We start from the raw sequence: 9,648 nt of genomic DNA on the forward strand, positions 1-9,648 counted from the left end.
AGGATCAATATCTCCCCAGCAGGAACCACGCGAAGATCCCTGCCATTACGGCAATGACGGCCACGATCCCGGCTAAACCCCACTTAGTGCTCATGATTTCTCCCAATCCCAGGAGGGCCCACATGCCCTCCTATCCAGCTTGGCGTGAGTGGGGGTAGTCCATCAAGAGCTGGCGATAAGGTGGCGCAGCTTGCGAAGGACTTCGGGCTTTCGGTCACGACGTTAAAGCGTTGGATGGCCATCGCCGAACGTAAGCACTCCGGGGCCGGCCCGGCAGCGGCCGAGTCAGCGGAGATCCGGGAGCTGAGGAAGCGGAACCGCCTGTTGGAGCAGGAGAACGAGATTCTTCGCCGGGCTGCTGCTTATTTGGCGAGGGACATCAACCCAAAATGATCTACCCTCTAGTCACTGATCTTGCCGCCGACGGTGTTCCCGTGGCGGATGAGCTTCCCGAGAAAGGGATCACGGCGGGCGGGAACAGAGTGCAGCGCCTGTGCCGAGACCACGGCATCTGGTCCGTATTCTCCAAGAAGCGTGGCCTGAACCGGAAGCCGGGACCACCGGTCCACGATGACCTGGTGGAGCGGGACTTCACCGCCGCGGCACCGAACGAGCTGTGGCTGACCGATATCACCGAGCACCCCAGTGCCGAGGGGAAGCTCTACCTCTGCGCCATCAAGGACGTCTATTCCGGGAGGATCGTCGGCTACTCGATGGACTCTCGGATGAAATCCTCGCTGGCGGTGGCCGCACTGGAGAACGCGGTGCGCTCACGCCGTCCGGCAGGGACCGTGGTGCATTCGGACCGTGGGTCCCAGTTCCGGTCTCGCCGGTTCGTTGGATCGCTCCGGCACCACGGGCTGACCGGATCGATGGGCCGGGTGGGTGCGTGCGCGGACAACGCCGCAATGGAGTCCTTCTTCTCGCTGCTTCAGAAGAACGTCCTGGACCGTCACCGGTGGCTCACACGCCAGGAACTCCGGCTGGCGATCACGACCTGGATCGAGCGGACCTACCACCGCCGGCGACGGCAAAGACGGCTGCGAAAACTCATGACAATCGAATATGAAACAATCAACCGGACCGCGCTCACAGCGGCCTAAGACCCCGAGTCAACAAAAGCCGGGGCAGTCCCGTCCTTCCGTTGGGTTTCGTGTTCACCAGTTCATGGTGGCTAGGGCCGCGCGAGGGTTGCGGCCGGTCCGGAATTTCCGCTCTGATACCTGTTCATGCAGGAATGCGGGGGAACGGCATGACACGGAAACTGATCTGGATCAGATCATTTGGTCGCTTAGCCTGGCCAGTGAGTAGGCGGAGCCGGCCTCGAGGGCGATTTCCAGGAACGGGTGGGGCCTGCTGCCATCGCCTTCCCGTCAGTTAGCCCGCCGCCGCCACCATTTTCCCGTCACCGCCGCATCCGGCTTCTGGTATCCGGCGTCGCTGCCCTCGCTGCCCTCGCTGGTTTGGCGGGGAGCTGGCCACGTTGCCCTCAATCAGATCCGACGAGCTCTGCCTCCCCGGCGTCAAAGGCTGCTGGTCGAGCAGCGCGGCCACGACATAGACCGGATCTTTACTGCTCGCAAGTACGTTCGCGGCGGTCGTTCGTGGACACGAGGGCGTATCGCATGAGGAGTCCGGTCGTGGTGTTGGATGCAGCGTTTAGCCGCCCCCCGTCACCGGGCATTTTGCGGGCGGGTCTTACGGGAATCGACCGACCGCGGAAACGCGGAGATCGTGATCTGGAATTTTTGGGTGGCGTTTTCGCCGGTGGGGTTCCGGCTTACGGGATGGACTGAGGGCTATATACGGGGTGCCCCTTACCGGACGGTTCGGCCGGTCGGGCCTTGACCCGCGGCGATACAAGGAGTGTGATCTCTTCGGGAGGCTTAGTCCGGCAACCTTCTGGAGTCGTCGTTCGTTCAACAGCACACTGATGCTTGTCGCAGTGCAGGTGAGAGGATGTCAACTGTGCGGGTTCTGCTTGTGGAAGACGAGGTCCTGCTGGCTGAGACGATCCGGCAGGGGCTGACGGCCGCCGGCTTCGTCGTGGACGTTTCCCATGACGGTGTTGATGGTTTGTGGGCCGCCACGGAGAATCTCTATGACGTCGTCGTACTGGATGTGATGCTTCCGGGGATGCATGGTTACGCGGTTCTGAAGCAGCTGCGGGAGCGGCTGAACTGGGTGCCGGTGATCATGCTGACGGCCAAGGACGGTGAATACGACCAAACCGACGCGTTCGATTTGGGGGCGGATGACTACCTGACCAAGCCATTCAGCTTCCTGGTGCTGGTCGCGCGGCTGCGGGCACTCATTCGCAGAGGGGCTCCGGAACGGCCGGTGACTTTGGCAGTGGGTTCGCTGAGGCTGGACCCGACAACGCGGCAGGTGACGCGGAACGGGCAGGAAATCTCCCTGACGGCCCGGGAGTTCGGTCTGCTGGTTTATCTGATGCGCAAGCCGGACGAGGTTTTGTCGAAGGCTCAGATCCTCGACAACGTCTGGGACCCGGAGTTCCGAGGCGGGGACAATGTCGTTGAGGTGTATATCGGGTACTTGCGGAGGAAAATTGATGAGCCGTTCGGTTGTAACTCGCTCAGGACTGTACGGGGCATGGGGTACAGACTCAGCGCCGATTAGAGTCCGATGGGCAGATCGGCATGGGGCGCGGCGGCCGGCCGGGCCATTTGCGGGAAACTGACCTCGAAGCGACACCAGCCCTGTGTCGTCTCGGTTGCAATAACGCGACCATCGTGGGCCTCCACGATGCCACGGGCGATCGCCAGACCGAGGCCGCTTCCGCCCCGGTGGCGTGACCGGCTCTCATCAAGGCGGACGAATCGCCCGAAGATCCTTTCCCTGTCGGCCACCGGTACGGGGGTTCCATCGTCATCGATGGTCACAACCACTGTCTGAACCATGACCGACAGCTTCACGGCGATGGTCCCTGCGGCATGGCGGTCGGCGTTGTCGAGCACATTCCGAAAGGCCTGACTCAGCCGGGCCGGGTCTCCCGCAATCCTGGCCGGAACCAGGTCAGCGACGATGCGGTGCTTGCTTGTGGCGTTCACCCTGCGCAATTCAGTGGCCAGAACATCGTCGAGGTCGACATCCTCACGGCGGACGGCCAGTCCTTCGTCGTCGGCCTTGGACAAGGTTAGGAGGTCTTCCACGAGGTCCTGCAACCGTTGCGTCTCTTCGGCAAGGATCGGCTGCATGCCCCGCCATGTCTTTCCGGAGGCGTCAGCGATGGAGATGTCCAAGCCTGTGCGGATTGTCGTGAGCGGGCTCCGCAGTTCGTGGCTGGCATTGGAGACGAACTGGCGTTGCCTTTGATCGGCTGTTTCGATCCGGTCCAACATGGAGTTCATTGTGGCGGCTAGGGCCTGCAGCTCGTCGCCCGTCCGGGGGACGTCGACCCGCTCGCTTAACCTTGAAGCGTCTATGTGGCTGACTTGTGTACGGATCGTGTCCACCTGGCGCAGTGAACGCCCGACGAGGAAATGCACGGACAGGCCCACCACGGCCAGCAGTAGCGGCATGGCAATCAGTAAGAATCCGGTGACAATCCGGACCGTGTCTGATTGGGGCTGAATGGTCCGGCCAGCCAGAACCCAGTACTTGCTGCCTTCGTCTTCGACGCCCAACACCACAAGGTAGCGCTCGTCGGCGTCCCCTAGGAGTCCTGGCGCCGATACGTTTTCGGTCGCGATCTGCTCCGCAGCCGGTCTGAGAGAACTCAGCGGAGCCTCCAATAGCCTGGGCTCGGACGCCGCGACAACAGTTCCCCTCCTATTGAGGATTTGCACCAAGGGGTCTTTATTTACGGTGCCGGCGACCGCCCGGTTGGCATCTTCGGCATGGTCATTTTGAATCAGGACCGCTACGTCCTGGACCTTGGACCGTAGCAGGCTGTCAGTACTGGAGACGAGCGCCGACTCCAGTGTCTGGAGCAGCAGTAGCCCTCCGGTCAGCATGGCGACGGCGACGACGGCCATGGCCGCGACAGTGGACTGCCATCGGAGTCCACGCCGCACGCCACGCTTTCGCCGTGGTTGCTTCAGTCCCCTCCCCGGAAGCGCGGCGGCGGGCGACGGATTCGGTTGAACCATAGTCCAAGGATTCAGCCTGAACCGTCCCGATGCAATGGGAGCCTATGCCGGTCTCAGGTTCCTCTCAGGAGCCCGGCCGCATTATGGAAGGGAACTGGATGTGGAATGACCAAATGCGACACGAGAGAGCGCCGGACGATGAATGTTCCATCAATGAAAATTCATGAAGTACCCGCAAGAGAGGAACTATGGAAATGAACACTTCGAATCAGTGTCCCGTTGCTGGCTGCGGTGAGACAGGCGTGAAGTTATCGCCTCATCACGACCCGTTTGGACCAATTACCTTTGACCAGCTAGCGGCTCGACCGATGGAACTCGCCTGTCCGCTTCATAGTGAAATTTTGTGGGAGCGATATAGGAAGGAAGTAAGTGCAGCCATGATGAGTGCCTCCCGACGTGGAACTGCTGCTGCGCCTACTGATTCCGTGGCTAGGGTTTCCTGGCGTCTGAACTCCCACAATGACCCCACATCAAAAGCAATCGCGTCCTTACTGGCACTGGGAGAGAGCGATGAATACTCGTCACCCCTGGAGCGGTGAAACTGAGGCAGACGCCGGCGGAGAAGTGTGGGGAAACCGAAATCCAAGGGTCCCGGTGTAGACCAAGCTGGACACATCGCCGGCCTTTAGTCGCCGGGATAATGCAAACAGGGCAGCGGAGGTCTGGCCCGCCCGCCTCGGCAAGGTATGGTCCATCACAGTGACGCCGGATCCCAATACACCTCGATCCGATTCGGAGAGGCACTTCTGCTCGAAGGCCTGGCGGCTTCCGTCGGCAGCATCGGCGACGCGTACGACAACGCCCTCGCCGAATCCACGATCGTCGGGTATTCGATAATTCTTGACGGGGGCGCTTCGGACACGAACGAGTGACTATCCACAGCGGGCATCTCTTATGACCGACGATCCATGCCGACGCCTGTTGCCGACAGGGGAAGCGGCTGGCCCAAGGGACTGGGGCTGCAACATCAGCCATGGTGTCCATGATTTCTCCGGTGAGTGTTCCCTTCTGAATCGGGCGTTGAAGGATTCGATGAAGCCGCTCAGCCAGGGTGATCCCGGGTCGATGAATGCTGTGTCGACGCCGGCGGAGTTGCACCATTCGATCAGTGCTGCGGCGGTGAATTCCGGCCCCGTTGTCACACCGGACGTAGGCAGGTGCGGTGCCGGTTTCGGCGATGATGTTCTCCAGCACGGCAACCACGTCGGCGGCTTTGAACGACCTGCGCGGGGATGATCGCTAGCGCGGGGCGGGTGTATTCGTCGATGACGTTGAAGAACCGGATGTGCCGGGAAGGCGGAGCGGTTCTGGCCCAGAAGAGCACAGGCGAAGCGTTCGGATGCCCCGAATTTCTCTACGGCCATGCGCACGGCACGGCGGCGGGGTTCGGGGCTCAGAATTTTCCCTTGGCCACGTCGTTGAGGATGTCGATGGCGAGTTCCTTTTCCGCCAGCAGGCGCTTGAGTCGGGCGTTCTCCTTCTCCAGCTCCTTGGTCCGTTTGGACGTCTCGGCGTTCTTCTCGGACCCGTACTGGTTCAGCCAGCGGTACCAAGTCGCCTCGGTGACCTGGAGCTCCTTGATGACCTCGACCCATCGGGCGTCCGTCATTGAGCATCTTCTGGCCCTGCCGGACTTTGGCGATGACCTGCTCGGGGGTGTGCCTGCGGGCCATGACTCGTGAATTTCCTCCTGCGTCCATTCCTTTCTCGGACACGAAACTCACATAAGCACTGGACTCCAACGCGGGGACCCAACCATCGCTAAAGTCGCAGCCCTGGGATATGAGCATTCGCACTGCGTCTGTCAGCAGCAGTAAAGATGACACCCAGGGATGGGGTGCAGGCTCAGGGACGATCGAGCGCTATGGAGTCCCTTTGCCCCTGCGAAGAGGGAAAGGTCATCGAAGAAAATGACAGAACGCCCGGCTTCCGGGAACACGATCACTGGATCAGCTGTGACAGGCAAGATCACCCACAACGTCATCGCGACCGGCCTGCTGCATCAACCACTCATCCCCGATCGAGTGTTACCACTGGGTTTGCTACTAGCTACTACTTGTCTTACGTCCGCCCTCTTGTTGGCGTCAGCGGATCCCCGGTACAGTTCGACCACCATCCTTCTTAGCGATGTCACCCGCTTTTCTCGGTCGAGGCTGGCTCCGGGGAGCCGGATACATCAAATACCTAGTAGAAACAGCGATAAAGATGAAGGCTACGAGTGTTCCGGCGTTGCCAACTCAGCAGAACCGACGTGGCATGAAGTTCCGGCGTAAATGCGTAGCGGCTGCATCGTCCATTCTGATTATGTTTGCAATCATCACTCCGACAACCGCAAGCGCCGCAGCGACAACCTCGTTGCTCATGGACACTTACGTGCAGGCGGACAGGGCGACTTCGAACTTTGGGGCCAGCATTCGTTTATCTACAGAAGGCCGTGCGTATATCTGGCGGAACTCGCTTCTACGGTTCTCCGTGCAAGTTCCCGCTGGCGAACATGTTGTTTCAGCCAAACTTCGGGCGTATTCCGAGACATCTACAAGTTTTACTGAGTTCGTGGATGTCTTTACTACATCTGGCGGCTGGACGGAGAGGGGCGTCACTTGGAATAACGCACCGGCACGCGGGACATGGCTCGGGAAGGCTGGCGGATTCGCCACCGGCTCCTGGGTTGAATGGGATGTAACCAAGGGCATCAATGCGAAAGGCGGCGAGCAGAACTTCAAGCTGGAAAGCAACGCACGGAAGTGGATCGGGTTCAAGTCTAAGGAATCGTCGAACTCCGCCCTGCGCCCAAGACTCGTGGTGACGACTGCGCCTGACACGGTGACCTCCATGGAGGCTGCCGTAGTCCATGGGTGGGGCGCGCGCGTAGCTGGGGACGAGTTCAATTATTCTCGCGCGCCCGATGCCACGAAGTGGAATGTCTACAACAGTGCCGGCCACGCGGGCAACGGTTTCCGGAGTCTTCAGCAGGTTACCGTGGATGGTTCCAAAATGGTCATGACTGGAACTCAGGATGGCACGACTGCTGGGATGGGTGCGAAGTTTGCAAACCAGAAGTACGGGCGGTGGGAAGTCCGGGCGGCCGGGTCCGGTGATAACGAATACCATATGGTGTCCATCCTGTGGCCCGATAGTGAAAATTGGCCGTGTGACGGCGAGATTGACTACGCGGAGACGACTGGCGACTGGAACGTCATTAAGTTCTTCCACCACTATGGGTGCTCGAACTTGCAGACGTCATCGTCCAAGCCTCTGGACGTTACGCAGTTGCACAACTACGCGCTTGACTGGTCTCCGCGCGGAATCGTGGGCTACGTTGATGGCGTGAAGTGGTTTGAAGACACCGACCCCGCGCATCAGCCTCCCGGTCCGATGCACCAGACCTTACAACTGGACTGGTTCCCTGACAGCACTGCCAACGGCGCCGGCGAGATGCGGGTGGATTGGGTCCGCGTGTACGCTGCGGGCTGAACATCCACCATTTCAAAGACCCGTCCTAGTCGCCCAGGTACTTCGACAGGAGGCCGTGATGACGTCATCGCCGTGGTCTTTACCAGGTGATTCGGTTACCCGGGCCAGAGGCATGGCGAGGTAAACAGCGTCCGGGGTTGTTCTACACTCGAAAAACGAACATACAGGGCGGACCCCCCCGATATGCCCGAAGTGGTACACACCGCACCCCCCAACGAAGGGAGGCCCCATGCGCCGCAACCGTGTTATCGCTGGGGTTTCCGCGTTCCTCTTAGGCGTCACTTGCCTTTGGGCCGTGTCCCTCTCCATCGGCGGTCGGATCACTGATGTTCGGATCGCTGCTGTCGGTGACATGAACGGCGTCAGGAACTACGCGCCTGATAGCCCGTCCGGTCGGAACGGTGCGGCGATCACCCGGCTCGTGCAGAACAACGAGATTGACGCGTTCCTAGGGCTCGGGGACTTCCAATACGACACCGCGTACTGCGCTGACTACGTGAAGTACTGGACGCCGCTGTGGGGTGGCACGAAGCCCAAGTTGTACTGGGTGTCCGCACCCAACCACGACTGGAAACCCGGCCGCAACGAAGACCTCGGCAATTTCATGAATGGCCAATGCCCGGGGTCTACGGCGAAGGCTGCGATCAACCAGCAGCGTGGGTTCATCAGGAACGGGAAACCGTACTCGAAGGACTTCGGGAACTGGCACTTCGCGTTCCTGTCGTCCGCGCACTGGCGGTACAACCCCTCGCAGGCTCGGGCGTTGACGACGTGGCTGGACAACGACCTCGCTGCTGCTAAAGCGGCGGGTAAGCACCTGGCAGTCGTGCACCACGAACCGTACTTCACGTCGAACACGAGGGAGCATGACCGGGCCTCTGACCACAAGCCGTGGATCGACGTGATGTGGAAGCACCGGGTCCGTCTGACCCTGTCAGGGTCACAACACAACTACGAACGCTCATGTCCGGTGAACAACGCCGACCAGTGCGTCAGTGACGGGATGACCGCGTTCCAGGTTTCCACGGGAGGTGTCGATCTGCGCCCCTTCACCAGCAGTCCGTCGTACATCGTGAAGCGGTTCAGCGACACCCACGGGTTCCTTCGGATGACACTCCGAGACAACGGGTCTTTCGACTGGAACTTCGTTCCAACGTCGGGGTCGGGCACGGACGCAGGCACGCGTTCCGCACCGTAGTAAAGGCCACCGCCAAGCCCTCTCAGACCCAGGGGCAACATAACTAAGCGACCGGGCGGCCACCGTCCTCAGAGGCGTGGGCCGGCGCGTCAGCTTCAGCCATGGGCATGGGCATGGGCATGGGCCTGGGAGTGGCAGGCATGGCTTCCGCGACTACTGGTCCCGCCCCCGCTCCAGATACGAGCTCCAGCGCTGCAACCGACACACCGGACAACGGCCGGGGGGGGCGGCGCCAACGGCGGGAACCGGGGCCGCCTGGCTGCAGGCCTTTCCACGAAGCTCGGCATCGACCAGGCCAACGTCACAGCCGCAGGCAAGAGCGTCCATTGTGGGGGAGTCCCCGTTGGGGAAATACCGTTACCGCCGTGCCGGTGCCTGCACGGCGGCGTCGGTCTAGTGCAGGTAGTAGCCGGAGACGTCGGCGATGAAGTTGGTGGTGCCGGTGGAGCGGTTGAAGAGGGCGACTTTCCCGTCGGCGCCGACGGGGACGGTGACGGAGTTCGGGACGGTCTGTCCGGCGTTGAAGTTGACGTTGGAGGAGTTCGGGCGGGTGGTGCCGGAGGCGTAGGCCGCCGCGAACCCGTAGGACTGGGGCCCGGTGACGGTGAGGTTGAATGTCACGGCCGAGACGTTTGCGGGGATCCCGTTGACCCCGCCGACCTGTAAGGACACCGAGGAGTCAGCACCCGCCGGAGCACCCGAACGGGTGTCCAGGGCCCGGAACGGGGCGGTGGGCTGGAACGCTCCCGCCACTGTCGGGGTGCCGGCGAGGTAGTAGCCGGAGACGTCGGCGATGAAGTTGGTGGTGCCGGTGGAGCGGTTGAAGAGGGCGACTTTCCCGTCGGCGCCGACGGGGACGGTGAC

At 61.3% G+C, this 9,648-nt stretch carries 5 protein-coding genes and 3 pseudogenes; 5 read left to right on the top strand and 3 right to left on the bottom strand.

The window, feature by feature from the left end; translation table 11 throughout:
• Positions 1–132 precede the first annotated feature (132 nt).
• Together J2W14_RS20440 and J2W14_RS20445 are read left to right on the top strand one after the other, a co-directional pair.
• Positions 133–1,103 (top strand): annotated as a pseudogene (locus J2W14_RS20440) (IS3 family transposase).
• An 865-nt stretch (positions 1,104–1,968) separates the two neighbouring features.
• Entirely contained in the window at positions 1,969–2,640 is a 672-nt protein-coding gene (locus tag J2W14_RS20445; protein ID WP_307465964.1) for a response regulator transcription factor, read from the top strand.
• Here J2W14_RS20445 and J2W14_RS20450 read toward each other — a convergent pair.
• Positions 2,637–3,998 (bottom strand): sensor histidine kinase, encoded by a 1,362-nt coding sequence (locus J2W14_RS20450; protein ID WP_307465967.1) that lies wholly within the window; start codon positions 3,996–3,998, stop codon positions 2,637–2,639. The genes J2W14_RS20445 and J2W14_RS20450 overlap by 4 nt on opposite strands.
• Positions 3,999–4,795: 797 nt before the next feature.
• On the opposite strand from J2W14_RS20450, the pseudogene J2W14_RS20455 reads away from it, so the two are divergent.
• Positions 4,796–4,933: pseudogene (locus J2W14_RS20455) on the top strand (IS3-like element ISMysp3 family transposase); the annotation flags it as partial.
• A gap of 145 nt (positions 4,934–5,078) precedes the next feature.
• Here the strand turns inward: J2W14_RS20455 and J2W14_RS20460 are convergent.
• A pseudogene (locus J2W14_RS20460) lies at positions 5,079–5,785 on the bottom strand (DDE-type integrase/transposase/recombinase); the annotation flags it as partial.
• A 631-nt stretch (positions 5,786–6,416) separates the two neighbouring features.
• Here J2W14_RS20460 and J2W14_RS20465 point away from each other — a divergent pair.
• The gene (locus J2W14_RS20465; protein ID WP_307465969.1) at positions 6,417–7,586 is read left to right on the top strand and encodes a CBM96 family carbohydrate-binding protein; all 1,170 of its coding nucleotides are present in this window, start codon (positions 6,417–6,419) and stop codon (positions 7,584–7,586) included.
• Positions 7,587–7,881: 295 nt separating this feature from the next.
• Positions 7,882–8,784 (top strand): metallophosphoesterase, encoded by a 903-nt coding sequence (locus J2W14_RS20470; RefSeq protein ID WP_307465971.1) that lies wholly within the window; start codon positions 7,882–7,884, stop codon positions 8,782–8,784.
• Positions 8,785–9,177: 393 nt separating this feature from the next.
• Here the strand turns inward: J2W14_RS20470 and J2W14_RS20475 are convergent.
• On the bottom strand, positions 9,178–9,648 hold a 471-nt coding region (locus J2W14_RS20475), incomplete at its 5' end, for a hypothetical protein (protein ID WP_307465973.1).

This window comes from Pseudarthrobacter oxydans, assembly GCF_030812335.1.
In the GTDB taxonomy this organism is placed as follows: Bacteria; Actinomycetota; Actinomycetes; order Actinomycetales; family Micrococcaceae; genus Arthrobacter; species Arthrobacter oxydans_B.

Coding starts and splice junctions, on each gene's coding strand:
- J2W14_RS20450 (WP_307465967.1), bottom strand. CDS start 3,998: ATGGCCGTCGTCGCCGTCGCCATGCTGACCGGAGGGCTACTGCTGCTC.
- J2W14_RS20465 (WP_307465969.1), top strand. CDS start 6,417: ATGTTTGCAATCATCACTCCGACAACCGCAAGCGCCGCAGCGACAACC.